Raw genomic sequence first — 23470 nt, 5'->3', positions numbered from 1 at the left:
TCCCGAGTTGCCCGATCTGGCCCGACCTACACCTGGGGAAACGCGTCAGGGGGCGACGAGCAGCTGGTCGACCGGGGCATAGTCGTCGGTGAGCGGCTGCGCGCCGGCCACGAAATCGGTCAGCTCGTCCCCGGCGAGCAGATCGAACTCGGCGCCGACCGAAGCGGTCAACCGGGCCCGTACCTCGTCCAACGGCAGCGGCCGGTCGGCGGCGAGGATGACGAAGTTGCTCCCGCTGAGCCGGGTCGGCGCCCCCGGCCGGGTGATCAGCGCCACCTCGGGGAACTCGGCCGCGACGGTGGCCACCTCGGCCTGGATGAACCGCAGCGGCGGGTAGTCGATCACGTTCTGCAGGTAGCTGCCGCCAGGTCGGATCACCCGGCGAATCTCGGCGGCCATCTCCCGGGTGGCCAGGTGCCAGGGCACGACCAGGTGCCCGAACGCGTCCCCGACGACCACGTCGACGCTGTCCGTGGGCAGGTCGGTGACCAGGATCCGGGCGTCGCCGACCACCACGGCCAGGTCGGGACCCGGCTGTACGTCGAGCTCCCGCACGCCCAGGTCGACCAGTCCACCGTCGATCTCGTAGACGGTGTTGCGGGTGCCCGGCCGGGTGGCGCTGAGGTACCGGGGCATGGTGAAGCCACCGCCGCCGAGGTGCAGCGCGTCGAGCGGTTCCCCGGGCGGGGCGGTCACGTCGAGGGCGGCACCGATCCATCTGGTGTAGGCGAACTCCAGGTGGGTGGGGTCGTCGAGGTCCACGTACGAGTGGCGGGCCGAGTTGAGCAGCAGCAGCCGGCCGGAGCCGCGGTCCGGGTCGGCCTGCACGGTGGCGCAGTGGTACTCGGTCTCCACATCGCACGGGTCGGGTGCGGCAACGGCGAGGCCTACGGCGAGCAGCCCGATCACGGCGACGGCGGACCGCGTGGCGGTGCCGGCCCGGCCGCCGGGCGCTGCGCCGCCGTCCGCGCCGCCGCCGGTGGCGGTGGTGGCGGTGGCGGTGGCGGTGGGTGGCCGGGTGCGGTGCAGATACACCCCGAGGGCGATACCGCTGCCGCCGAGCAGCAGCGCCAGCGCCATCATGATCACGCTGCTGGGTAGCGTGGCGACCAGGAAGAAGCCGGTGCCGAGGGTGGCGGTGATCGCGCCGAGCGTACCGATGCTGGACAGCTTGCCGACCACCTCGCCGGTGCGGTTCAGGTCGCCGAGCTGCAGTTTGATCACCAGTGGGGTGACCGCCGACAGCAGCGCGGCCGGCAGCACGATGGCCACCATGGTGAGCAGCAGGATGCCCACCACGGCGCTGCCGCGCAGCAGTTCACCGGCGTACCGCACCAGCGGGAGGGTAATCGCGGTGGTGATCCCGGCGAGGACCAGCGCGGCCGGCAGCAGCGGGCGGGGGTCGCGCCGGTCGGCGATCCGGCCACCGATCCAGGTGCCGTAGGCGATCGCGGCCAGCGCGACGCCGATCACCGCGCTGTTGGTCTGCAGAGTCACCCCGATGTACGGCCCGACCAGCCGCAGCGCGACGATCTCCAGCACCAGTACAGCGCCGCTGGAGACGAAGACCAGCGCGGCGGCCAGGCCGGGCCGCAGCGGCGTGGCCGGTGGTGGCGAGTCCATCGCTGTGATGGTACGCACCCCGCCCGCCGCCCGACGGGCGGTCGAGCGGGATGCAGGGCGGGTGCTTCAGAGCATCGACAGATGTGCGTGGTTGGTTCAGAGCATCGACAGATGCACGTGGTTGGTGTGGTCGCCGGCCGGGCTGCCGCCGCCGTTGTACGACCGCCAACCGGTGCCGGGCATCCAGATCTGCCGGTACCAGATGACGTAGAGCACACCGAGCCGGTCGGCGTTGTTGATGTAGTAGCTGGCGAGATTGTTGCCGTACGTGCGGTTGCCACCGGTGGCGGCGCGGTTCTGGAAGCCGCCGGTTTCGGCGGAGAAGTCGCAGGCCCGGCCCTTGGGGTGCTCGCCGCTGCCACCGTTGCGGAAGCAGGAGACGTACCGGGTGAAACCGGCGGACTTCGCCTGGTTCAAGGCGTGCAGGGTGCGCGGGGTGATGCAGCCGGAGGTGGTCGGGTCGTCGACGTTGCAGGACTCGGAGGGCCAGGAGCCGTCGGAGTTGCGGGGCGCGGGTTTGGCGGCGGCCGAGGTGGTGCTGACGAATCCGCCGCTGGACTGGCCGCCGACGGCCGCCAGGGCGCGCTCGGCGTCCTGCTTCTTGCGGGCCATGATGGCGACCTGCTTTTCCTGCTCCCGTACCTCGTTGTCGATCGCGGCCTTGGCCCGGGCGGCCTGCTCGTGAGCTTCGGTGAGGGCCCGCAGGTTGCGGCCCTCCCGCTGGGCCATCACCTCCAGCCCGGCGGCGCGGTCCAGCATGTCGGCCGGGGAGGCGCTGTTCAGCAACATGGTGACCGAGGTCAGTCGCCCCACCCGGTAGGACTCGGCCGCCATCAGCCCGACCTCGTCGGTGAGCGAGACGAGCCGCTCCTGTACGGCGTCGTACTGGGCGGTCAGCTCCTTCTGGCGTTTCTTGGAGTTGTCCAGCTTGGCCTTCGCCTCGATGTGCCCCTTGGAAGCGGCTTCCAGGACCTCGCGCAGACTCTTGTTGTCGCCTTCGTCCGGCGCGTCGGGCGCGGCCGAGGCGACCGGCGCGCCGATCACCAGCGCGATCGCGGTGACCAGCGCAACGAGTGACGTCGCCACACCAGAGCGCCGTCGGAATTCCGTCGTGCCGACCACAGTCGCGTCCTCCTGGATCACTTTGTCGGGTCGCGGTCCGTAAACCGGGCACAGCTTACCGGATTTCACCGTCACCACTGGGACACCGGCGCGTCGAGTGCATTACCACATCATGCAGATGGAGCGCAGTCGAGTCTCAACTATTACCGCCAGCAATGAACTCATCACGCAAAATCAGCACGATCACGGATCGTGACAGTTGGCGTGTCGCACAGTCATCCCGGCGGTGCCGCAGGGTGCAATGAATTAAGCTAGCCTAACCTTATCCACAGTTTCTGTGAGGATTCTGGTGCCACGTTCCGAGGCTCACGTCCGGACCCCACGGTCGCGGCGCCACCTGACCCGGCTGTGCGAACACTTCGCGACGGCCGTACCGGTCAAATGGACCGCCGACCAGGGGCTGATCGACTTCGGCTTCGGCACCTGCCGAATCGACGCCGCCGACGAAAGTCTCCGGCTGCACGCCGACAGCGACGACGATATCGGGCTCGCCCGAGTGGAGTACCTCGTCGGCGAGCATCTGGAACGCGCCGGCGCCCGGGAGAGCCTCGCCGTCGACTGGCAGCCGGCTGACCCGGACCAGCCGACCGCCCCGGAGCATCCAACCAGGGGCAGCTGATCACCCGGCCGGCAGCAGCGCCGCCCGTACCTCCTGCCAGGCCGCGTCGGTCCGGGCCACCAGCAGCCCCGACCGGTCGTCGGTGAAGTCGTACGGGCTGCCATCCAGCCGCATCGCCACCCCACCGGTCTCCCGCACCAGCAACGTGCCCGGCACGTGATCCCACGGCAGGGTCCGCCAGAACACCGCGAAGTCCTGCTCCCCGGCGGCGATGTCCCAGTGCTCCCGACCGGCGCAGCGCTGCCCCGGTAGCACCGCACCCACCCGGTCACCGCCGGCCTCCACAGCGGCCCGCACGGGCACCGGCAGATACTCCAGCGGCACCGCCCCACGCAGCCGGCCCACCGGCGGCATGGTCGACGGCGGTGCCAGCCGCACCCCGTCCACCCAGCAACCGGACCCACGCTCGGCGGACACCAGCGACCCGGCCACCGGATCGAGAATCCAGCTCGCCACCGGCTCACCCCCGGCGAGCAGAGCCACCATCATCACGAACGGCCGACGACCGGCCGCGTAGTTCGCCGTACCGTCGATCGGGTCGACCAGCCAGACCCGGCCGGCGTCACCCAGCCGACGCAGCAGCCGCGGATCGACGGCGACCGCCTCCTCACCGACCACCACCGAACCCGGCGCCAGCCGACGCAGCCCGGCCGCGATGACCTCCTCGGCCTGCTGGTCGGCCACGGTGACCAGATCACCTGGGGCCTTCTCGGCGATGTGCTCGGCGGACAGCCGGTTGAACCAGGGCAGCACCGCCCGCGCCGCCGCCTCCCGCAGCAGCTCACCCACCTCGTCGATCATGTGTCAGCCGCGCGGGGGCAGCTTCACCACGCTGACGAAGAACTCGTCGATCTGCCGAATCACCGCGATGAACCGCTCGAAGTCCACCGGCTTTGTCACGTACGCGTTCGCGTGCAGCTGGTAGGAACGCAGGATGTCCTCGTCGGCCTGCGAGGTGGTGAGCACCACCACCGGGATCCGGCACAGCTCCTCGTCCTTCTTTATCTCCTCGAGGACCTCACGGCCGTCCCGTCGGGGCAGATTCAGGTCGAGCAGGATCAGGTCGGGCAGCACCGCGTCGGCGTGCTTGCCCTCCCTACGCAGATAGGCCAGGGCCTCGGCACCATCCGAGACGACGGTCAGCCGGTTACGGACCTTGTGCTCCTCGAACGCCTCCTGGGTCATCAGCACGTCACCCGGATCGTCCTCGACCAGCAGCACCTCTATCGGGCTCTTGCCGTCCGGTTCGGTCATCACACGCTCGCCTCCTTCTCGTTGCCGCCGTCGGCCGACGCGGCGGACACCGGGTCCGGGCGGGCGGTCACCGGAAGCGTAAAACGAATCGCCGCACCCTGGTCGACCTGGGTGTCCACCCAGATTCGGCCGCCGTGGTACTCGACGATCTTCTTGCCGATCGCCAGCCCGATCCCGGTGCCCGGGTAGGCGTCCTTGGAGTGCAGCCGCTGGAAGATCACGAAAATCTTGTCGGCGAACTCGGGCTCGATCCCGATGCCGTTGTCCCGGCAGGTGATCTCCCACTCGCCGGCCAGCTCACGGGCGGAGATCTCCACCCGGGGCGGTACCTGCGGCTGACGGAACTTGAACGCGTTGCTCACCAGGTTGACCAGCAGGTTCGTCAGCAGCGGCTCTTCGCCGGAGATCACCGGCAGCTGCGACCAGGTCAGCTCGCCGTCGGCGTACTCCCGGCTCGCCTCCGTCTGACCGGCCACCTCGGTCATCACCTTGTTCAGGTCGACGTCGGTGAAACCGGAGGTCACCCGGCCGATCCGGGAGAACGCCAGCAGATCGTTGATCAGCCGCTGCATGCGTTGCGCGCCGTCGACCGCGAACGCGATGTACTGGTCAGCGCGGGCGTCCAACTGACCGGCGTACCGGCGCTGCAGCAACTGGCAGAAGCTGGCCACCTTGCGCAACGGCTCCTGCAGGTCGTGCGACGCCACGTAGGCGAACTGCTCCAGGTCACGGTTGGACCGGACCAGCTCCTCGGCCTGCTTCTGCAGCTGGCCGTTCACCTGCTCGACCTGCTCCCGGGCCTGCCGCACCTCGGCCAGATCGGCGGCGATCTTGCGTCGCATGCCGTCCACGTCGCTGGCCAGCGCGGCCAGCTCCGGTGGACCGATGTTGGCGATGTCCCGGTGGTACTCGCCGTTGGCCACCTGCCGCACCTGCGCGGCGAGACCGGTGACCGGGCCGATCACCAGGCGGTTCAGCGACATCAGCAGGACCACCCCGGCCAGGACCACCACCGCCGCCGCCACGGCCAGCAAGCCGGCCAGGGTCCGACTGGTGCTCCGGGCGTTCGCCGCGACCCGGTCCCGGACCGTCAGGATGTCCGCCTGCAGTTGGTCGACGTCGGCCCGTAGCTCGTCGAACCGTTCCCGGGCGGCGTCGCCGAGCAGCGCCTGCCCGGCGTCGGTCCCGTCGGACTCGACCGCAGCGATCGCCGGCTCGGCGACCAGGTCACGCCACTGCCGTGCCTGGTCGGCGATGGCCTCGATCTGGCCGCGCAGCGGATCGTCCTCGGCGATCAGACTCAGCATGTGGTCGATCAGCTGCCGTTCCTGCGCCGCCCCCTGCCGGTACGGTGCGAGATCGGCCGGATCACCGGACACCGCGTAGCCACGTACCCCGGTCTCCTGGTCGACCAGCACGGTCAACAGGCTCTCCGCGTCGGTCCGCAGCGGGCCGATCTTGGTGAGCATGGTGTCGATGTGATCCTGGTTGGCCCGGGCGACCAGCGCCGCGCCGCCGGCCAGGGCCGCCAGCAGTCCGCCCACCACGACACAGAGCAGCGTCACCCGGGTGCGTAGCGTCAGCCGGCTGGCCGGGGACATCCCGGCCTGAGCCGCAGCAGCGGTCACCGGCCACCGCCCCGGCTGACCAGCAGCATCGCCACGTCGTCGGCGAGCGGGCCGCCGTTGATCTCCTCGGCTCGGCCGACCAGCCAGCCGGGCAGCGCCGGCAGCGGGACGTCCCGGGCCGCCGGCTCGGCCATCAACCGCTGCAGCCCGGCCACGTCCAGCCGTTCGTCGGAGTCACCGAGCCGCCCCTCGATCAGACCGTCGGTGTACATCAACAGGGACCACTCATCGGCGTCGAACTCCACATCGAAGGCGCGGGGCGGGCGGGGGTGGACGCCGAGCAGCAGACCGCCCGGGGCGGGTACCGGCGCGACCTGACCGTGGCGGAACAGCAGCGGCGGCGGATGTCCCGCCAACCGTACAGTTGCTCGGTTCGCAACCAGGTCCAGCCGGACGGCGGCCACCGTCGCGAAGATCTCCCGCAGCCGGCGCTCGCTCATCAGCACCTGCTCCAGCGCCGGCAGCACCGCGTCGTCGGCCACCCCGGCGAGCACCAGCGCCCGCCAGGCGACCCGCAGCTCGACGCCGAGCGCGGCCTCGTCGGCGCCGTGCCCGCAGACATCGCCGACGATCAGGTCGATCCGCTCCGGGGTGGTCTGCACCACGTCGAAGAAGTCCCCGCCGATCAGCGCGGCGTGCCGACCCGGCCGGTAGAAGGTGTGCACCGACACCTCGTCGGTGTCCATCAGCGGCTGCGGCAGCAGACCGCGCTCCAGCCGGGCCGACTCGGCCTGCCGCAGCTCGACCTCACGCAGCCGGCGGGCGTTTTCGTCGGCCCGCTTACGCTCCACGGCGTACCGCAGTGCCCGGCTCAGAAGTACCCCGTCGACCTGACCCTTGACCAGGTAGTCCTGGGCGCCTTCGCCGACCGCGCCGATGCCGAGGTGCTCATCCTGACGGCCGGTGAGCACGCAGACCGCCGCCCGGCCGGCCACGCCGAGCACCCGGCGCAGACCGTCCAGCCCCTGCGCGTCCGGCAGCCCCAGATCGAGCAGGACGCAGTCGACCCCGGCAATCCGCTCCCGGGCCTGGTTCAGGCTGTTCGCCACCACCAGGTCAACCGCCGCCTGCGCCTCCGCCAGCAACTCGCCGACCAGGAACGCGTCGCCCTCGTCGTCCTCGACCAGCAGCACCCGCAGCCGCTCCGTCGATGCGACAGCCACCGGCGGGCCCGGCTCGGGCCGAGGATCGGAACGGGGCGGAACGAGTGACGAACCGGTCATGTCGGCCTGCTGCCGGTCCGCCGCCGCGCCAGGTGAGTGTCGATGGTGAGCTCCTTCTCGATGACCCGCTGATCGTCTCCCAGCCGAACAAGGCACACAACAGCAAGCACTTGCACAAACTAGGCCACCCGGCCGATGCCCGGTGACCCGCCCGGCCCAGATTGGGCAGGATGTAGCCACCCTTACCCACCCAGCGCAGGAGAGCACCATGGGCGTACCTCTCGCCGCCGCCCACCGGGCGTTCGCCCGGCCCCGACGCCGGCCGGCCGCCGCGCTCGCCGCGCTGGCCGCCCTCGGCCTGGTGGCCGCCGCCGCGCTGGTCGACCTGCGCCCACCCGCGCCGCGCGGCGTCGACGCGCCGGCCACCGAGTTCAGCGCCGACCGGGCCCACCGGCACATCGAACGGATCGCCCAGCGGCCCCACCCGACCGGCAGCGCCGCCAACGACGAGGTCCGCGACTACCTGGTCGACACGCTGACCGGGCTGGGGCTGGCCCCGCAGACGCAGGACGCGATCGGCGCCGAGGCCGGGCAGCTCAGCGGCGCGGCCAGCGGCGCAACCCTGGCCCGGGTACGCAACGTGGTCGCCCAGATCCCGGGGACCGACCCGACCGGACGGATCGTGCTGGTCACCCACTACGACTCGGTCCAGGTCAGTCCGGGTGCAAACGACGACGGCGCCGGCGTCGGCACCCTGCTGGAAGTGGCCCGCGCCATCACCGAAGGTGACCGGCCGCGCAACGACGTCGTGCTGCTGTTCACCGACGCCGAGGAGGCATGCCTGTGCGGGGCGGCGGCGTTCGTCGCCGGGCATCCGCTGGCCGACGCCGACGACACCGTGGTGCTCAACCTGGAGGCGCGGGGCAGCGGCGGGCCGGTGGTCACCTTCGAGACGTCCCGCGACAACGCCGCCCTGGTCGACGTGTTCGGCCGCGCCGCCCCGCACCCGATCGGCACGTCGTTCGCCGTCGAGGTCTACCGGCTGCTGCCCAACGACACCGACTTCACCCCGTTCCTGGACGCCGGCTTCGCCGGGCTGAACTCGGCGTACATCGACGGATCGGCCATCTACCACACCCCGCAGGACACCCCCGCGTCGATGGACCTGGCCAGCCTGCAGCACCACGGCGACAACACCCTCGGGCTGGCCCGCGGATTCGGCGTGGCGGACATCCCGGCGCTGTCCGCCGACTCCGACGCCACCTACTTTCCCACCCCGCTCGGGCTGGCCCGCTACCCCGGCGCGCTCACCTGGCCGTTGGCGGTGCTGGCCGCCGTCGCGGTCGGCGTACTGGCCTGGGCGACCCGGCGACGCGGCCGGGCCGACTGGCCGAGGCTCGCCGCCGGGTTCGGGTTGGCGGCGATCCCGCTGGTCGCCGCGCCGGTCGCCGCGCAGCTGCTGTGGACCGTCGTGGTCCGGCTTCGGCCGGAGTACGCCGACCTGCTCGACCCGTACCGGCCGGTGCCGTACCGGCTGGCGGTGCTGGCGCTGACCGCGGCGGTGATTCTCACCTGGTACGCGCTGCTGCGCCGGCGGGTCGGTCCGGCGGCGCTGGCCGTCGGCGGGCTGGCCTGGCTTGCCCTGCTCGGTCTGCTGCTCGCCGCCCTCGCCCCCGGCGGGTCCTACCTGGCGACGCTGCCGGCCCTGGCCGGCACGGCCGGCTGCCTGGTCGCCCTGTCGCTGCGGATCACCGGCCCGTGGCCGGTGGTGGCGCTGGCCGCCGGGGCGACGGTCGGCGTGCTGTTGCTGGCACCGACGGTGGTACTGCTCTTCCCGGCGCTGGGCATGGGCCTGGCCGCGGCCGCCGCGTTCGTCGCGACGCTGCTGGCGCTGGCCGGGCTGCCGGTGCTGGACCTGCTGCTGCCACAGGCCGGCGGGCAGCGCGGCGTCGCCGCCGTCCGGGCCCGTCGGGCCGGTCCGGTGCCGGCGGTCGCCGCCGGGCTCGCCGCGCTGGTGCTGGCCGTGGTCGGCCTCGCCGTGGACCGGTTCGACACCGACCATCCGGTGCCGACCCAGCTGATGTACGCGTTGGACACCGACACCGGCGAGGCCCGCTGGTTGAGCTGGGAAACCCGACCGCAGCCGTGGACCGCCGGGTACGTCGACCGGACCGCGTCGGTGGCGGACGAGTTTCCGCTGATCGGCGACCATCCACTGCGTACCGGGCCGGCCGAGGCGGCGGACCTGCCGGCGCCGGCGCTGGACCTGCTCGACGACAGCGGGGTGGCCGCCGACGGGCGGCGGACCCTGCGGTTGCGCCTGCTGCAGCAGCGGCCGGTCCGGCTGGTGGGGCTGCACGTGGCGGCCGGCGGGCCCGAGGTGGTGTCGGCGACGGTCGCCGGCCGGGAGGTGCCGGTCGAGTCGACCGGCACCTCGTCCGGTGACGGCTGGAGCTTCGGGACGGTGTTCCACGCCCCGCCGCCGCAGGGGCTGGAGGTCGTGCTGGTGCTGCGGGCCGGCGACGGCGCGAACGCCGCCACCGGCCCGGTCCGGGTGCGGGTGGCCGACGGCAGCGACGGCCTGGCGGACCTGCCCGGCTTCACCCCCCGGCCGACCGGGGTCGGGGTGGCCGGTTCACACACCAGCGAACTGGTGACCGTCGCCCGGACCTACATGTTCTGACCGCCACCGCCCCGGCGCCAACCCGTACGGCGCCGGGGCGGTGGCGGTCAGCCGCGGCCCTGGTCGGCGATGAAGGCCGCGATCCAGGACAGCGGGGCGTTCCAGTTGATGGTCAGCTCGTTGGTGGCCCAGGACTCGATGTCGTCGACGTAGCAGAACTGCGGCGCGCAGCCGGTCAGCAGCCGCTGCGCCACCGGGTCCTGGATCGACGAGTTCGGACCACCGGCGAGCGTGCCGCGCGGCGGGTTCGGCAGCTCGGGGTTGAGCTGGCGGGCGTACCAGCGGGAGTGCTGGTTCTGCGACGAGACCGTGCCGTAGCCGGTGACGTAGGAGATGTTCAGCGCGTTGCGGCCGAAGATGTAGTCCATCGTCTGCAGCACCCCGTCGCGGTACTTCTCCTTACCGGTCAGGTCGTACGCGGTGGCGATCACGATCGCGTTGTTGACGATGACGCTGTTCGAACCCCAGTCGTAGAGGTTGCCGACCGGGGCGTACGGGATACCGTACGGGTGGGCATCGAGCGTGGCCAGGTAGCGGTCGGCCGCCTCGATCACCGACGCCCGCACCTGCCACCAGCCCGGCAGGCTGTTCGGGGTCGTGGCCAGCGCCATCCGGCCCAGCGGAGCGGTCCACTGCCAGCCGAAGGCGCCCTCCTGGAAGATGTCACCGGTGTGGTGCGGCGAGGCGAGCACGAAGTCGCGGAACTCGCGCTCCCCGGTGGTCAGGTACAGCTCGGCCGCCGCCCAGTAGAACTCGTCGGTGACGTCGGTGTCGTCGTAGGGGCCGCCGCCGATGGCGTCGGCCGGGTCGGCGTACATCTGCGGGTTGGCCTTGGCCGCCGCCCACGCGGTGCGGGCCGCGTCCAGGTTGCGGCCGGCGAAGGCCTCGTCGTACGGCTTGAACACCCGCGCCGCCTGGGCGGCGGTGGCCGCCAGGTTGAGCGTGGCGGCGGTCGACGGCGGGTGCAGCTCGCGCAGCTGGGAGTCGAGGTGCGGCAGCAGCGGCAGGCCGGTCCACGCCGCGTCGTGGATCTTGTGGTGGGCCATGCCGGCCAGCGGCTGCCCGGCCGGGACCTGCATCTTGAGCAGGAATTCCTGCTGCCAGCGCACCTCGTCGAGGATGTCCGGCAGCTTGTTGCCGCTCTCCGGCAGGTCGAGCACGCCGTCGCGCTGCAGCCACGGCTTGCCCCGGTGCACCCGCAGGGCCCGCTCGTACTCGTTCATCAGCTGGTAGACGGAGATGCCACCGTTGACCACGTACTTGCCGTGGTCGCCGGCGTCGTACCAGCCGCCGGAGACGTCCAGGGTGTAGTCACAGACGCCGGGCTGGCACGGCACCGCCAGGTCACCCTGGTTGGGTGCGACGCCGACGTGCCCGGCCGGGCGGCCGTACCCGGGGCGCAGCTCGTCGGAGATCTCGATGCCGCTGCGCTGGGTGTAGTAGAACTTCAGCGCATCGGCGCGCAGCTGCGTGTAGAAGCTGGTGCCGATCTCGAACGGGAAGCTGGTTTCGCCGTCGGCGACCAGGGTGTAACCAGTGCCGGGCCGGACGAAGCGGCTGAACGTGATCGAGTGGACATTCTGCCCGGAGGACTCGTCCAGCCCGTGCGGCTTGGTCTTGCCGTTGACGACGACCTTGCCGCCTGAGTCGTACAGTTTCCACGGCAGCGGGTCGGTGGCGTCGGTGACGAGGGTGGCGTTCTTCGGCCCCTTCGGCAGGTAGCCGACCTGGTTGACCCGCACCCGGGGTCCGGTGTCCGGCACGTACTCCTCCGGTTCGGCGCCGCCGCGCAGCGACACGTCGTCGAGGCACAGCCGCCACGGGTCGGCGCTGCCGCCGACCTGGAAGGCGACCTGGGCGTCGGGCAGGTCGGTCGGTGCGGTGAACGTGTACGTGTAATTGTTGCCGGAGACGCTGACCTCGGGGTTGGCCGCCATGAACTGGGTCCACGGGTCGACCGGCAGTTGGATCAGCGCCCGGATCACCTTGTTTGGGGTGGCCGTGGCGAAGAACTTGTATTCGTACGTCTCACCGGCGACCAGCGGGACGTTGTCCTGGCCGATGATGACGTCCCACGGGTTGACGGTGCCACCTGGGATGTCGGCGCAGAGCTGCTGGCTGCTGGAGTCGAGGGTGATGTTGGGGGTGCCCCACCAGGGGGCGTGGCCGTCGTCGAAGGTGCCGTTGACAATCTGTTCGGGTGCCTCGTCCTGCGCGTGCGCAGGAACAGCGGCGGTGAGTGCGGTGGCGGTCAGCGCCGTCACTGCGGTGACGGCGAGCGGAACGGTCCGCCGTCGGGAGAGTATCGACACGCCGGGTCCTTCCGATGGTCGTGCGGCGCGGGCGAGGCTCTCTGCCCGGCGCGCCGCGTCAGCGGTCGTGCATCGAAAGCAGCGGGTGGGAGCGCTCCCACCCGCAGTACTCGAATGTTCTCAACGTGTTTCGAGCATGTCAATAGATCTATGCAGGTGCCTTCAGCGCGGGCGCAACGCCGACACCCGGTCGTAGACCTCGTTGCGGGCCAGCCCGGTCAACTGACCGGTCAACGACCGTACCGTCCGGGTGTCCAGCCCCGCACCGAGCAACAACTCGATCACCCGGTCCGGGTCGAGGCCGCCGGCCCCGACCCCGCCGCCGGTGGTCGACTCACGCCGCCGGATGCCCTCCACCACCACGGTGATCTCGCCCTTGACCTCGTCGCGGCCGGCCAGGTCGGCGTGCACCTGGGACAGCGGGCCGCGCAGCCACTCCTCGCGCGACTTGGTCAGGTTGCGCACCAGCGCGGCTGGCCGGTCGCCGAGCACCTCGCGTACGTCGGCGAGCATCTCCACCACCCGGTGCGGCGCCTCGAAGAAGATCAACGTGGCGGACAACGGGGCGAGCTCGGTCAACGCGGTACGCCGCGCCGCCGACTTGCGGGGCAGGAACCCGACGTACAGGAAACGGTTGGCCGGCAGCCCGGAGCCGACCAGCGCGCTCAGCGCGGCGCTGGCCCCGGGCAGCGGGTCGACCCGCAGCCCGTCGGCCAGCGCCGCCCCGACCACCAGGTAGCCGGGGTCGTTGACCAACGGCGTCCCGGCGTCGGAGATCAACGCGACGTCGGTGCCGGCGTTCAGCACGGAGATCAACTCGGCAGTACGGGCCTGCTCGTTGTGGTCGTAACAGCTGACCACCCGGACGTCGATGTCGTGCGCGTCGAGCAGCCGCCTGGCCCGCCGGGTGTCCTCGGCGGCGACCAACCCGGCGGTACGCAGCACGTCCAGCGCCCGCAGCGTGATGTCGCGCGGGTTGCCGATCGGCGTCGGCACCACCGACAGAGTGCCGCGCCGCCCGTCACCCCGGCCGCTCGGGTCGACCTGCTCACCCGTATCGCCCTGGTCGCCCCTGCTGCCGCCGGCTGCCTCGTTCACCCGGCGATGGTAGCCACCCGGCTGGCCGTGGTCGGTGGGTGCGGGTCAGCCCGAGCGCGGTCGCCAGCCGCCGACGCCGGGCAGGAACCGGCCGACCCGGGCCGCGTACCGGGTCCACGCCTCGCCGTGCATCCCAACCAGGTAGGGCTCCTCCACCGCCCGTACCTGGACCTGTACCGAGACGATCAGTACGGCGGCTGCGGTGAGGCTGACGGCGTTCGGCACCATAGCGGCGAGGCCGACGACGCTGGCCGCCATCGCGGTGAAGATCGGGTTGCGGACGATCCCGAACAGGCCGTGGGTGACCAGGGCGGTCCGTTCACCCGGGTCGACCCCGACCCGCCACGACGCCCCCATCTGCTGCTGGGCGGCGAGGGTCAGCGCGGCACCCGCGACGGCCAGGGCCGTCCCGCGTCCAGGCGCAGCCCGGTGTCACCGGTGCGCCGCCATTGGACGACGCTACGCCAGCCGAACGCGATGGCGAGTGCGGCCAGGTAGAGGACGAGAGCGAAGCCGGCGATCACTGTTCCTCCGTTAGGACGTGCAGCAGCAGGTGTCGCCGCGCCAGGCCTCCCGGCCTTCCTTGACGGCGACGGCGGCGATGACGAGGGCGGCTGCCGGGTCGGCCCACCACCAGCCGAACAGCGAGTTGACCGCCAGCCCGACGAGCAGGACGGCGGACAGATAGGTGCAGAGCAGGGTCTGTTTCGAGTCGGCGACAGCCGACGCCGAGCCGAGCTCCCGGCCGGCGCGACGCTGCGCGGTGGAGAGCACCGGCATGACCGCCAGGGAGAGCGCGGCGAGGACCAGCCCGACCGTGGAGTGGTCCGGGCGGTGTGCGCCCAGCAGTGCCCGTACCGATTCGACACCGACGTAGCCGGCGAGGGCGAAGAACGATACGGCGATGACCCGCAGCGCGGCGCGTTCCCGGCGTTCGCGGCGTTTGTGGTCGGCGCCGGTGAACTGCCAGGCGACCGCGGCGGCGGAGGCCACCTCGACCACCGAGTCGAGGCCGAACCCGATGAGCGCGGTGGAGGAGGCGACGGTGCCGGCGCTGATCGCGACGATCGCCTCGATCACGTTGTAGGCGATGGTGGCGGCGACGAACCATCGGATTCGCCGGGCGAGCGTCGCCTGCCGGGCGGCGGACGGCCGGGTCGGGCCGGCATGCCCGGTCAGCTGGTTCTGTTCGGACGGTCGGGTTGGGCCGATCGGGATGAGCGGCAGCTGGGCGGACATCAGCAGCAGCCGTCGGTGTCAGCGGTCGGGCAGGCCGCCGGGTCGACGGTCAGCACCAGGCCGAGCAGGTCGCCCAGGGCGTGGGCGAGCCGGGGGTCGGCCAGCTCGTAGCGGGACCGCCGGCCTTCGGGCACCGCCACGACCAGGCCGCAGCCACGCAGGCAGGCCAGGTGGTTGGAGAGGTTCTGCCGGCTGGTGCCGAGCAGGTCGGCCAGCTCGGCGGGATAGCCCGGGCCGTCGCGCAGTGCCAGCAGCAGCCGGGCTCGGACCGGGTCGGACAGGGCGTGCCCGAAGCGCGCCAGCACCTGCCCGTAGGTTAGCGTCTCCACGACCGCGACAGTACATCAGCTGATGAATAAAGCGAAGACTGAACCGTTGCTCCGGTCGCTCCGGCTGACCTGGGCCGACCTGGCCGCTCGGGTTGCTCCGGGAGCAGGGTGTCTCCGCCGACCTGATGCCAGAGGTGCATCTTGATGCACCTCTGGCATCAAGATGCACCTGTACCTCCGATCCCTGGGGTTACATTGCGTACACACTAGGGGGCATGGCGTCAGCGCATCAGGGTCTGCGGCCAGGTCGAGAGGTTGCCCACGTTGGTTGCCACCTGCACCGAATCAAGGATCAGGTCGGCATCCTGGATGCTGAAGCCCTGGTAGTTGCCCTTGCCGATGCGGGCGCTGAGATCCAGGTTCGGCAGACCGAGCAACTCCATCTCGTCTCGGCCCGGGTACAGGAATGCCTGCCGTTCACCGACCACGTGATTGGCCTGCCGAGCATTACCCGACCGGACCAGCGCGTACTGAGCTTGCACCTCCATCCGATCGTTCCCTTCCCGTTCCAGCACGACCCCTCCGTCGGCGTACCGGCCGTCGATGAAGCCCACCGATGCGCGGACCATCCGGGTGCCGTCCGGCAGGTTGCCGAGTTGGAACGGCAACACGATTCGCGGCAGCGGTGCCCATGTCGCCGCTTACCCGGCACGCAGCCGAGTGGTCGAGCGCGGCGGTCATCAGCTCCGACGTCACCGGTGTTTCGTGACTGGACCGGCGTCGCCACCAGGACGAGTTGACGTTCACCAGGATGCGCCGTACATAGATGTCCGGCCGGTCCATCCGGCTGATCGACCGCCATCGGGCGTACGCTCGGCCGAGGGCTTCCTGTACCAGGTCCTCTGCGCGATGGGAGTCACCGGTGAGCAGCCGCGCCAGGCGAACCAGCGCTGGACCACGCGCCACCACACAATCCTCGAACGTCATCGCTCTGGTATCCCTCCGAGTGCCTACCACTCCAACCGCGGTCACCGAGCCGATTTGTTGACCACCGCCGGTCCCTCCGGGGTCAGGCAGTCCTCGCCGCCATGCATCGGAAGGGCATGACGTTGCTGGCTTGTCCTGGCCGAACCCGGCCTGTCGTCGCGTCGGCAGCGGCCGATCGAGGTGAGTGTGGTGAGCAGGGCGACCGGGTCTTCGTCCTTGGCGAGCACGCCGGTGGGGTCAGCTACGGCGGGACACCGTGATCATGTTGTGTGATCGCCGTACAGTTCGACGCACCCGTTGATGCGGGGCCTACAGTTCCCGCCACCTCGGATCGCGCGGATTGTCGATGGTGTATCTCGCCGCCGCAGACATGCTCAACGGCGTCGTAACCCTGTTGGCGCACCCGGACGCCAGGTACGTGTTGGCCGGTGCCGGCGGCGGCTGGAGTTTCGCCGTACGCCGTACCCGCCGTCATGGTCTGCGGTTGAGCACGCCCGCTGGCAGGCCGCTGTGCCAGGTGCCCGAGGCCGACTACGCGGTGGCCGTCTGGCGCGGCACCAACGCGTTGCTGGCCGCCCGCACCCCGACCGACCGCCCGGCTCACTCTGCCGGCGTGACCGCTGTTGCGGCGGCCCTGCGGGTACGCACCGCGACGACGGCAACGGTCGTGCCGGACATCGTCACGCTGCCACCGGCCTTGTCGACAGCGGGTCCGACGCCGTCCAACATCGCCGCCTGTTCGTCCGGTGCCAGCCGGGTGAGGAGGCCCTGGGTCAGCATGAGATCGAACAGCTCGTCGCGGGTGTACGGCTGCGTCCAGTCGAAGCGCAGCTGCTCGGGGGTGCTGAACCCGCCGACCTCGTGCATGCCGTCGGCGGCTCTGGTCAACAGCGGCTGGTACGCGTCGACACCTTGCTTGTCCGGCTCGAAGGTGACCGGCGAGTCGGGCACCACCCGCCGGTAGGCGGCGGTGAAGGCTTCCGCCACGAGGGGCGGGAGCTGGAACACGTGCCAGAAGGGTGCCAGCAGACCACCGGTGCGCAGGACCCGGGCGGCTTTGGTCGCCCCGGCGACCGGGTCGACCCAGTGCCAGGCCGTTCCGGCGATGACGGCGTCGAAGGTCCGTCCGGCGGCCTGCCACTTCTCGAATGTCGCCACTTCGACCTCGGTGCCGGCGCGCCGCGCGAAATCCGCCATTCGCGGGTCGGGTTCGACCCCGAGCACCGTGCAGCCGGCCTGCTGGAACTGTCGGGCTTCGATGCCGGTGCCGCAGCCGACGTTCAACACCTCGGATCCGGGACTGGCGGCGACGATCCGCCGTACCAGCGCGTCGGGGTAGCGAGGTCTGGCCCGGTCGTAGCGCGGTGCGTCGACGCCGAACGATTCGGCGACGCCCCTGGCAAGATGAGGATCCGGTGGACGCCCGGACGATGAAGTGGGCATGCGCCCACTCTAGTGGGCAATCGCCCATTGCGGCGGCCCGACAGGCGAGCGGAGGAGCGCACAGTGCCAACCGGTGTGGCCATCCACGACGCGCGCGAGCAGTTGTTCGACGCCGCCGAACGCGTCCTTCTCCAAGCTGGGCCAAGTGGTCTGACCAGCCGGGCGGTCACCACCGAGGCGGGGGTCGCCAAGGGCGTCCTGCACCGCTACTTCGCCGACTTCGACACCTTCGTCACCGAGTTCGTGCTGGACCGGATGGCCCGGATCGACACCCAGGCCGCTGCCCTGCAGCAGGCAGCCGGGACCGGCACCGTCGCCGGCAACCTGACCGGGCTGCTCACCGAGCTGTTCGGATCGGTGACCCTCGCCCTGATCAGTCTCATCGTCTCCCGCGACGAGCTACGCAGCCGGTTGCGGCGCACCAGACCGGACCCCCGACTGCCGATCCTCTCGGACGCCACGACCATGATCGCGTCCTACCTGGCCGCCGAGCGCGACCTCGGCCGGATCGCGGTCGACGCCGACATCGACACGCTCGCGCCGATACTGGCAGGAACCGGACATCTGCTCTTCGCTGACCGGGAGAGCGACCCGCCGGACGAACCGGCGGTGCGTAAGGTCGTCACCGTCGCCCTCGACAGCGCCGCCGCACGGGGGCCATCGCGTTGACGATCGCTGCTTGACCTTGTCGCGGCGGCAACGACGCCACACCCCCGTCGTCATGTTCGTCGACACTGCACTGGTGGCCGTAGCCGATCGGCCGGCAACATCCGCCAAAAGTAGCTTTCAGTGACTGTCTCATAACCGACAGTGCGCCAAATGAGTTATATGTCCGACCCGGCCTGCGCCCTGAACATCGATACTGACGAGAGGATCGACCCACGAAAGACCTCTGCCGTAGCGGCAGCAATCCAAGGTACCCTCGAACACGAGGAGAACTCACGGTGTCACGACCTCGTCACAGGCTCGGCGGCGAGTACGAGGAACTCCTCAAGGAGGTCGAGAAGGATGGCTGGTCCGTCACCGGAGGAGGGAACAAGCACTTCAAGTTGAAGTGCCCGAATCCCTGTAAGTGCATGAAGACGATGTCAACAACGCCCTCGAACCCGAACTACTTGCGAGACATGAGGGCTCAGCTTCGTCGGGCGACGTGCTGGGAGGCAACGTGAAAGAGTTCCGTCTCGCGGTCCAGATGACCTTCGTCAGCACCCCCCATGGCACCGATGAGCAGTTCGAAGAATTCATCGATGCGGTCCAGGAGCAATTGGATTCTCTGGACGTCGAGGTCCAGATCGCCGCGAAGCTCGCTGACCGGATCGTGGACATCGCCACGTCGACCGAGGCCACCAGCTTCGAGTTCGCTGCCAGCAGGCTGCTGATGGACATCCGTACCGCGCTGCACGCGGTCGGCTGTCACACGCCGGACTGGCCACGGTTCCAGGCAACCGACCACCACCTCCGAGAACTCCAAGACGCCTGACAGTCTGTGAGGCCGCTACGGCAAGCTTGACCTTGCCGTAGCGGCAACGTTTCTACTGGTGGCATGCGGATCGGCGAGCTTGCCGCGCTGGTCGGGGTCTCCACCCGGACCGTGCGCCACTACCACCACCTGGGGCTGCTGCCCGAACCGGAGCGGCTGTCCAACGGCTACCGGGAGTACCGGCTGCGGGACGCGGTCGCGCTGGCCCGGGTACGCCGGCTGAGCGAACTCGGACTCTCCCTCGACGAGATCCGGGACGTGCTCGCCGACGACCGGGGCCGGGAGCTGCGCGAGGTGCTCACCGAACTGGACGCCGACCTGGCCCGCCAGCAGGCCGCGATCGCCAGCAGGCGGCGGCGGCTCGCTGTGCTGCTGGCCGCCGGCGAGTCCATCGACGAGCTGGACGCCGATGCCACGGTGTCCGAGGAGATGGCAGTGGTGCTGCGTCAACTGCCGACCGACGGCTCGGCGTTCGCCGCCCTGGACCGGGAGATGCTGGCGCTGCTGGACACCGGGGTCGGGCCGGAGCAGCGGGGTGAGTTCAGCGCGCTGTTCCAGCCGCTGACCGAGCCTGCGATGCTGGCCCGTACGCAGGAGTTCTACCGACGGCTCGACGAGATCGCCGACGCCGACCCGGCAGACGCGCGGGTGGCGTCGCTCGCCGCCGACCTGGAGGGCTTCCTGCCCGCCGAGATGACCGACGCCATCGTCACGAACGCGGGCGACGCGGCAGGCGTCCAGTGGCTGGCCGCCATCACCGGTGAGTTCTCCCCCGCCCAGGCCGAGGTGTTCCGGCTGATCCTCGCCCGGCTGCGAGGTCACCGATGACCGCGCGTCGGGTCGGGGTGGTGCTGCGCCGGCTGGTCGGCTTCGAGGGTGCCGGCCTGGTCAGCCTCTGGCTGTGGGTACGCCGTCGCCGCCACGGCGTACCGGAGTCGGCGACGGCGGTGCCCTACGCCGGGGCGGTGGCGTCGACGATGGTGATGTTCCTGGTGGTGTCGATCGTGGAGCTGGTCGCGGTGGAGATCCTGCTGCGGGCGATCGGTGCCCCGGACCCGCTGCGGCACGCGATCCTGCTGATCGACGCGTACGGCGTACTGATCGCTCTGGCGGTGATCGCCGCGACCGTGACCCGACCGCACGTGGTCGGGCCCGACGGGATCCGGGTCCGCAACGCCGCGTTCCTGGACGTCCGGGTGCCCCGTCGGCTGGTCACCGAGGTCCGGCTGGTCCGCAACTACAACGAGCAGGGCACCATCCGGGTCGACGGTGACGTGCTCATCGTGTCGGCGATCGCGCAGACCAACCTGGTGGTCGAGCTGGCCGAGCCGCTGCGGGTGGTCCGCCCGTTGGGCCGCATCGCACACGTACGGACGATCCGGTTCTTCGCCGACGACCCGGTCGCCGCACTGTCGGCCTGGTCGACCCGGCAGGCCGCGACCGGCCGGGATGCCGCGACGCGGTCTGCTGCGGCGACGCCGGTCAGCCGAGCAGCTGCTCCGAACGCTCCCACAGCCGGCGGGCGAGATCAGGGTCGTACGCCTGGGAGTTGACGCGCCTGGCGGGCCGGCGCTTCTCGTAGTAGCGGCCGGGCTCCCAGTCGACGCCGGGCCGGCTGGTGGCCAGCCAGACCAGCTGGTCGGCGCCCTTCTCCGGAGTGGTCAGCATGGCCCGGGTGACCGGGTTGGTGGTGATGAACCGCATCAGCCGGCTCGCCGACCGGGTGCCGAAGCTGGTCGCGACGTTGCCCGGGTGGAAGGCGGCGGCGGCGATGCCTTCGGCGTGGTAGCGGCGGTGCAGTTCCGTGGTGAACAGGATGTTCTCCAGCTTGGCGGCGCTGTAGGCGCGTACCGGGTCGAAGTTGCGGTCGAGGTTGAGGTCGTCGACGTCGAGCTTGCCGGCCAGCCGTGCGCCGACGCTCGACGTCTGGATCACGGTGGCCCGCGACGCGGTCAGCTTGTCGATGAGCAGCCGGGTCAGCAGGAACGGTGCCAGGTGGTTGATCTGGAAGGTCAGCTCGAAGCCGTCGGTGGTTTTGGTGGGGTCACCGAAGACGCCGCCGGCGTTGTTGGCGAGCACGTCGATGCGCGGGTACGCGGCGTCCAGTTCGGCGGCGAGCTTGCGTACCTCGTCGAGGCGGGCGAAGTCGGCGAGGAAGTGCTCCGCGCCGATCTCGCGGGCGACGGCCTCGGTCTTGCGCGGGGAGCGCCCGACGACGACCACCCGGTGGCCGGCGCTGTGCAGCTGACGGGCGGCTGCGGCCCCGATGCCGTCGCTGGATCCGGTAATGACGATCACCTTGGTCATGACGACACTGTACGACGAAACTGTCAGTCACTGTCAACTGCGACGGCCAGTGCTAAGCTGGCCACATCATGACTGGAAAGCAGCCAACCCTGCGCGAACGCACCCGTCGGGCGGTGCAGCGCGACATCGCCGACGCGGCGCTGCAGCTCTTCGTGTCCCGGGGCTACGACGCCACCACCATCGACGACATCGCGGCGGCCGTCGGCATGTCCCAACGCAGCGTCTTCCGCTACTTCGCCACGAAGGAGGACATCGTCGTCGGCAAGTTCGACCTCGGCGCCGACGACATGCTCGACAACCTGCGCGAGCGCCCCGCCGGCGAACCCGTCTGGACGTCGCTGCGCCGGCTGTTCGACATCGTGGACGCCTCAGCAGACACGTCAGGCCAGCAGCAGGTCAGCAAGCCCGTCCAGCGGGTGATCCTGGAGACGCCCGCGCTGCTCGCCGTCTACCTGCGCAAGCTGCAGAGCATGCAGCACGCCGCCGTCGCGGTGCTACGGGAGCGCGCCACGGCGGCCGGCGCCCCGTACGCCGCCGACGATCCGACGCCCGGGGCGCTCGCCGCCGCCGCCTTCGGCTGTCTGGTCGCGGCGCAGCACGCCTGGCTGGCGTCCACGACCGAGGACTCACTCGCCGACTACGTCGACCGGGCGATGGCGGCCCTCAGCCCACGATAGGCGGCCGAGTAACTCCGATCGGAGTCACTTCCATCTGAAATGGACGAACAGCCGGCCGAAGTTCTTCGAGTCCTTCTCCACCCGGTGGTAGAGCTGCTTGACGTCCTTCTGGTCGAGGAAGCGCAGCACCCGCTTCTTCAGCTGGCCGGATCCCTTACCGGGGATGATCTCGACGAGGGTGGCCTTCTTGGCCACCGCCTCGTCGATGACGCCCCGCAGCGCCCGGTCGATGTCCTGGCCACGGTTGTAGATGTCGTGCAGGTCCAGTTTGATCTTCACGACGCCCTTCCGTTGACCTTCGCCTCGACCCGGCGCAGCGCGGCCAGGTAGTCCGAATGCTCGGAGCGCATGGCGGCGGCGAGCCGCAGGTGCCGCAGCGCCTGCGACGGCCGGCCGAGCCGTTCCAGGGTACGGCCCAGCACGTGATGGGCGTAGTGGTCGCTCGGGTCGCGGTCGATCAGCTCGCGCAACTGCTCCTCGGCCCGGCCGAGCTGCGCCGACTTGAAGTAGGAGCGGGCCAGCAGCTGGCGGACCGCCGAGTTGTCGGGCTCGGCGGCGATGATCGGCTCCAGCAGCCGGGCCGCCCCGGACGGGTCGCCGGACTCGAAGTACAGGTTCGCCCGGCGGTACTCCTCCAACAGATCCATGGCCGCCCCACCTTCCCGGTCGCGATCACCGACACCCTTGACGCTGGCACAACCACCGGCGGAATGCGACTGTTCCCGTACCGGACATCCGCCGGTCACCCAGTCAGCTTCGGGACGATCCGGCACAGTCCGGTCAGGGTCGGATCGGTTCTCAGGGTCGGATCAGCGTCCAGGCCCGTACGCCGCCGACGATGCCGGCCGTGTTCGGCACCACCACCACGTCGTCACCCATCCGGGCCACCTGCTCGGGACGGATCAGCCGCGAGTTGCCGCCGCCGAGGTAGAGCCGGTCCCAGCAGAACACCGGCCGCAGACCGTCGACCACGCCGCGTACCCGCCGGGACCAGAACGCGTCGCCGAGCCGGCGGCGTTCGTGCTCGCCGACGTAGGTGTCGTAGCTCTGCCCCCAGCGCACCGGCGCCTGCGACAGCTCCAGGTGCGGGGCGAGCCGGCCGCCGTCGAACAGCGCGCAGCCGAGCCCGGTGCCGAGGGTCAGGACCAGCTCGCAGCCGGTGCCGGCGACCACCCCGGCGCCGTGCACCTCGGCGTCGTTGAGCACCAGCACCGGCAGGTCGAAGGCGGCGCCGAGCGCCGTACGGGCGTCGAAGCCGGACCATTCGGCGAGCAGCCCCGGGTCGACCCTGGTCCGCGGACCGGCCTTGGTCACGTAGTGCGGGGTGGCGACCACGACACCGTGGCGGATCATGCCGGGCATCCCGACGGTGACCCGGTCTGCCGCCGGCAACTGGTCACTCAACCCGCGCAGGGTGTCGACGAACCGTTTCGGCGGCAGCGGGTACGGGGTCGGCACCCGCAGCGGCCGGGCCCGCATGGTGCCGGCCTCGTCGAGTACGGACGCCTTGATGCCGCCGCCGCCACAGTCGATCGCCAGCGTGGAAATCATCAGCACAGTCTGCCG

The 23470-nt window shown here is 70.7% G+C and carries 27 protein-coding genes; 7 read left to right on the top strand and 20 right to left on the bottom strand.

Annotated elements, in window-relative coordinates:
• Positions 1-45 precede the first annotated feature (45 nt).
• Together ACFHW1_RS00600 and ACFHW1_RS00595 are read right to left on the bottom strand one after the other, a co-directional pair.
• Positions 46-1623 (bottom strand): fused MFS/spermidine synthase, encoded by a 1578-nt coding sequence (locus tag ACFHW1_RS00600; RefSeq protein WP_416614608.1) that lies wholly within the window; start codon positions 1621-1623, stop codon positions 46-48.
• A gap of 96 nt (positions 1624-1719) precedes the next feature.
• On the bottom strand, positions 1720-2709 hold the full coding sequence (locus tag ACFHW1_RS00595) for a coiled-coil domain-containing protein (RefSeq protein WP_416551211.1): 990 nt from the start codon (positions 2707-2709) through the stop codon (positions 1720-1722).
• 325 nt (positions 2710-3034) lie between these two features.
• On the opposite strand from ACFHW1_RS00595, the gene ACFHW1_RS00590 reads away from it, so the two are divergent.
• A complete protein-coding gene (locus tag ACFHW1_RS00590) occupies positions 3035-3364 on the top strand; it encodes a DUF2218 domain-containing protein (protein ID WP_416551210.1) in 330 nt (109 codons plus the stop codon).
• On the opposite strand, the gene ACFHW1_RS00585 is transcribed toward ACFHW1_RS00590, so the two are convergent.
• Genes ACFHW1_RS00585 through ACFHW1_RS00570 form a run of 4 tightly spaced genes read right to left on the bottom strand, consistent with a single transcriptional unit; the run spans position 3365 to position 7469 of the window.
• Positions 3365-4165: an inositol monophosphatase family protein gene (locus ACFHW1_RS00585; protein ID WP_416551209.1), complete on the bottom strand. Its 801-nt coding sequence runs from the start codon at positions 4163-4165 to the stop codon at positions 3365-3367.
• Between the two features lie 3 nt (positions 4166-4168).
• Positions 4169-4618, bottom strand: a complete 450-nt coding sequence (locus ACFHW1_RS00580) for a response regulator (protein ID WP_416551208.1) — start codon at positions 4616-4618, stop codon at positions 4169-4171.
• Positions 4618-6219: a sensor histidine kinase gene (locus ACFHW1_RS00575; RefSeq protein WP_416551398.1), complete on the bottom strand. Its 1602-nt coding sequence runs from the start codon at positions 6217-6219 to the stop codon at positions 4618-4620. The genes ACFHW1_RS00580 and ACFHW1_RS00575 overlap by 1 nt, the downstream gene beginning before the upstream one ends.
• Positions 6220-6242: 23 nt before the next feature.
• Entirely contained in the window at positions 6243-7469 is a 1227-nt protein-coding gene (locus tag ACFHW1_RS00570) for a PP2C family protein-serine/threonine phosphatase (protein WP_416551207.1), read from the bottom strand.
• Between the two features lie 208 nt (positions 7470-7677).
• Between ACFHW1_RS00570 and ACFHW1_RS00565 the strand changes: the two genes are divergently transcribed.
• Positions 7678-10092, top strand: a complete 2415-nt coding sequence (locus ACFHW1_RS00565) for a M28 family peptidase (RefSeq protein ID WP_416551206.1) — start codon at positions 7678-7680, stop codon at positions 10090-10092.
• A gap of 47 nt (positions 10093-10139) precedes the next feature.
• Here ACFHW1_RS00565 and ACFHW1_RS00560 read toward each other — a convergent pair whose 3' ends face one another.
• From ACFHW1_RS00560 to ACFHW1_RS00515, 10 genes are all read right to left on the bottom strand, one after another.
• Positions 10140-12404: a glycoside hydrolase family 9 protein gene (locus ACFHW1_RS00560; protein ID WP_416551205.1), complete on the bottom strand. Its 2265-nt coding sequence runs from the start codon at positions 12402-12404 to the stop codon at positions 10140-10142.
• Between the two features lie 162 nt (positions 12405-12566).
• Positions 12567-13502 carry a 16S rRNA (cytidine(1402)-2'-O)-methyltransferase gene (gene rsmI, locus ACFHW1_RS00555; protein ID WP_416551204.1) on the bottom strand — a complete coding sequence of 312 codons (936 nt, stop codon included), beginning with the start codon at positions 13500-13502 and terminating at the stop codon, positions 12567-12569.
• A gap of 45 nt (positions 13503-13547) precedes the next feature.
• Complete coding sequence (locus tag ACFHW1_RS00550) at positions 13548-13859, bottom strand: methyltransferase family protein (RefSeq protein ID WP_416551203.1); 312 nt, start codon at positions 13857-13859, stop codon at positions 13548-13550.
• 20 nt (positions 13860-13879) lie between these two features.
• The gene (locus ACFHW1_RS00545; protein WP_416551202.1) at positions 13880-14026 is read right to left on the bottom strand and encodes a hypothetical protein; all 147 of its coding nucleotides are present in this window, start codon (positions 14024-14026) and stop codon (positions 13880-13882) included.
• 10 nt (positions 14027-14036) lie between these two features.
• Complete coding sequence (locus tag ACFHW1_RS00540; RefSeq protein ID WP_416551201.1) at positions 14037-14741, bottom strand: cation transporter; 705 nt, start codon at positions 14739-14741, stop codon at positions 14037-14039.
• The gene (locus ACFHW1_RS00535; RefSeq protein ID WP_278173557.1) at positions 14741-15070 is read right to left on the bottom strand and encodes an ArsR/SmtB family transcription factor; all 330 of its coding nucleotides are present in this window, start codon (positions 15068-15070) and stop codon (positions 14741-14743) included. The genes ACFHW1_RS00540 and ACFHW1_RS00535 overlap by 1 nt, the downstream gene beginning before the upstream one ends.
• 221 nt (positions 15071-15291) lie before the next feature.
• On the bottom strand, positions 15292-15585 hold the full coding sequence (locus ACFHW1_RS00530) for a hypothetical protein (RefSeq protein ID WP_416551421.1): 294 nt from the start codon (positions 15583-15585) through the stop codon (positions 15292-15294).
• Positions 15518-15997 carry a sigma factor gene (locus ACFHW1_RS00525; protein WP_416551200.1) on the bottom strand — a complete coding sequence of 160 codons (480 nt, stop codon included), beginning with the start codon at positions 15995-15997 and terminating at the stop codon, positions 15518-15520. Before ACFHW1_RS00525 ends, ACFHW1_RS00530 begins: the two co-directional genes overlap by 68 nt.
• Positions 15998-16038: 41 nt before the next feature.
• Positions 16039-16224, bottom strand: coding sequence for a hypothetical protein (locus ACFHW1_RS00520; RefSeq protein ID WP_416551199.1), 186 nt, complete (start codon positions 16222-16224; stop codon positions 16039-16041).
• A gap of 373 nt (positions 16225-16597) precedes the next feature.
• Positions 16598-17440: a class I SAM-dependent methyltransferase gene (locus ACFHW1_RS00515; RefSeq protein WP_416551198.1), complete on the bottom strand. Its 843-nt coding sequence runs from the start codon at positions 17438-17440 to the stop codon at positions 16598-16600.
• A gap of 63 nt (positions 17441-17503) precedes the next feature.
• Between ACFHW1_RS00515 and ACFHW1_RS00510 the strand changes: the two genes are divergently transcribed.
• From ACFHW1_RS00510 to ACFHW1_RS00495, 4 genes are all read left to right on the top strand, one after another.
• Positions 17504-18109, top strand: coding sequence for a TetR/AcrR family transcriptional regulator (locus ACFHW1_RS00510; RefSeq protein WP_416551197.1), 606 nt, complete (start codon positions 17504-17506; stop codon positions 18107-18109).
• A gap of 403 nt (positions 18110-18512) precedes the next feature.
• Positions 18513-18920 (top strand): hypothetical protein, encoded by a 408-nt coding sequence (locus ACFHW1_RS00505; protein ID WP_416551196.1) that lies wholly within the window; start codon positions 18513-18515, stop codon positions 18918-18920.
• A gap of 63 nt (positions 18921-18983) precedes the next feature.
• Complete coding sequence (locus ACFHW1_RS00500; protein ID WP_416551195.1) at positions 18984-19748, top strand: MerR family transcriptional regulator; 765 nt, start codon at positions 18984-18986, stop codon at positions 19746-19748.
• A complete protein-coding gene (locus ACFHW1_RS00495) occupies positions 19745-20473 on the top strand; it encodes a hypothetical protein (protein WP_416551194.1) in 729 nt (242 codons plus the stop codon). The genes ACFHW1_RS00500 and ACFHW1_RS00495 overlap by 4 nt, the downstream gene beginning before the upstream one ends.
• Here the strand turns inward: ACFHW1_RS00495 and ACFHW1_RS00490 are convergent.
• Positions 20403-21227, bottom strand: a complete 825-nt coding sequence (locus ACFHW1_RS00490) for an SDR family NAD(P)-dependent oxidoreductase (RefSeq protein WP_416551193.1) — start codon at positions 21225-21227, stop codon at positions 20403-20405. The two genes, ACFHW1_RS00495 and ACFHW1_RS00490, sit on opposite strands and share 71 nt — an antisense overlap.
• A gap of 68 nt (positions 21228-21295) precedes the next feature.
• Here ACFHW1_RS00490 and ACFHW1_RS00485 point away from each other — a divergent pair, with 68 nt between their 5' ends.
• Positions 21296-21904, top strand: coding sequence for a TetR/AcrR family transcriptional regulator (locus tag ACFHW1_RS00485; protein ID WP_416551192.1), 609 nt, complete (start codon positions 21296-21298; stop codon positions 21902-21904).
• Positions 21905-21928: 24 nt separating this feature from the next.
• Here ACFHW1_RS00485 and ACFHW1_RS00480 read toward each other — a convergent pair whose 3' ends face one another.
• The 3 genes from ACFHW1_RS00480 to ACFHW1_RS00470 form a co-directional block, all read right to left on the bottom strand.
• Entirely contained in the window at positions 21929-22183 is a 255-nt protein-coding gene (locus ACFHW1_RS00480) for a Smr/MutS family protein (RefSeq protein ID WP_123606272.1), read from the bottom strand.
• Complete coding sequence (locus ACFHW1_RS00475; protein WP_123607363.1) at positions 22180-22551, bottom strand: tetratricopeptide repeat protein; 372 nt, start codon at positions 22549-22551, stop codon at positions 22180-22182. Before ACFHW1_RS00475 ends, ACFHW1_RS00480 begins: the two co-directional genes overlap by 4 nt.
• 151 nt (positions 22552-22702) lie before the next feature.
• The gene (locus ACFHW1_RS00470; protein ID WP_416551191.1) at positions 22703-23455 is read right to left on the bottom strand and encodes an ROK family protein; all 753 of its coding nucleotides are present in this window, start codon (positions 23453-23455) and stop codon (positions 22703-22705) included.
• Positions 23456-23470: the final 15 nt, after the last annotated feature.

This window comes from Micromonospora sp. LOL_014 (assembly GCF_048060245.1).
GTDB lineage: Bacteria > Actinomycetota > Actinomycetes > Mycobacteriales > Micromonosporaceae > Micromonospora_E.
The sequence above is the reverse complement of the archived record's forward strand: the minus strand, read 5'-3'. Positions and strand labels throughout refer to the sequence as shown.

What these genes read in the sequence shown, in the direction of transcription:
- ACFHW1_RS00600 (WP_416614608.1), bottom strand. Translation starts at nt 1,623, where the DNA reads ATGGACTCGCCACCACCGGCCACGCCGCTGCGGCCCGGCCTGGCCGCC.
- ACFHW1_RS00585 (WP_416551209.1), bottom strand. Translation starts at nt 4,165, where the DNA reads ATGATCGACGAGGTGGGTGAGCTGCTGCGGGAGGCGGCGGCGCGGGCG.
- ACFHW1_RS00580 (WP_416551208.1), bottom strand. Translation starts at nt 4,618, where the DNA reads ATGACCGAACCGGACGGCAAGAGCCCGATAGAGGTGCTGCTGGTCGAG.
- ACFHW1_RS00575 (WP_416551398.1), bottom strand. Translation starts at nt 6,219, where the DNA reads ATGTCCCCGGCCAGCCGGCTGACGCTACGCACCCGGGTGACGCTGCTC.
- ACFHW1_RS00570 (WP_416551207.1), bottom strand. Translation starts at nt 7,469, where the DNA reads ATGACCGGTTCGTCACTCGTTCCGCCCCGTTCCGATCCTCGGCCCGAG.
- ACFHW1_RS00565 (WP_416551206.1), top strand. Translation starts at nt 7,678, where the DNA reads ATGGGCGTACCTCTCGCCGCCGCCCACCGGGCGTTCGCCCGGCCCCGA.
- ACFHW1_RS00550 (WP_416551203.1), bottom strand. Translation starts at nt 13,859, where the DNA reads ATGGGGGCGTCGTGGCGGGTCGGGGTCGACCCGGGTGAACGGACCGCC.
- ACFHW1_RS00540 (WP_416551201.1), bottom strand. Translation starts at nt 14,741, where the DNA reads ATGTCCGCCCAGCTGCCGCTCATCCCGATCGGCCCAACCCGACCGTCC.
- ACFHW1_RS00525 (WP_416551200.1), bottom strand. Translation starts at nt 15,997, where the DNA reads ATGACGTTCGAGGATTGTGTGGTGGCGCGTGGTCCAGCGCTGGTTCGC.
- ACFHW1_RS00515 (WP_416551198.1), bottom strand. Translation starts at nt 17,440, where the DNA reads ATGCCCACTTCATCGTCCGGGCGTCCACCGGATCCTCATCTTGCCAGG.
- ACFHW1_RS00500 (WP_416551195.1), top strand. Translation starts at nt 18,984, where the DNA reads ATGCGGATCGGCGAGCTTGCCGCGCTGGTCGGGGTCTCCACCCGGACC.
- ACFHW1_RS00495 (WP_416551194.1), top strand. Translation starts at nt 19,745, where the DNA reads ATGACCGCGCGTCGGGTCGGGGTGGTGCTGCGCCGGCTGGTCGGCTTC.
- ACFHW1_RS00490 (WP_416551193.1), bottom strand. Translation starts at nt 21,227, where the DNA reads ATGACCAAGGTGATCGTCATTACCGGATCCAGCGACGGCATCGGGGCC.
- ACFHW1_RS00485 (WP_416551192.1), top strand. Translation starts at nt 21,296, where the DNA reads ATGACTGGAAAGCAGCCAACCCTGCGCGAACGCACCCGTCGGGCGGTG.
- ACFHW1_RS00475 (WP_123607363.1), bottom strand. Translation starts at nt 22,551, where the DNA reads ATGGATCTGTTGGAGGAGTACCGCCGGGCGAACCTGTACTTCGAGTCC.
- ACFHW1_RS00470 (WP_416551191.1), bottom strand. Translation starts at nt 23,455, where the DNA reads ATGATTTCCACGCTGGCGATCGACTGTGGCGGCGGCGGCATCAAGGCG.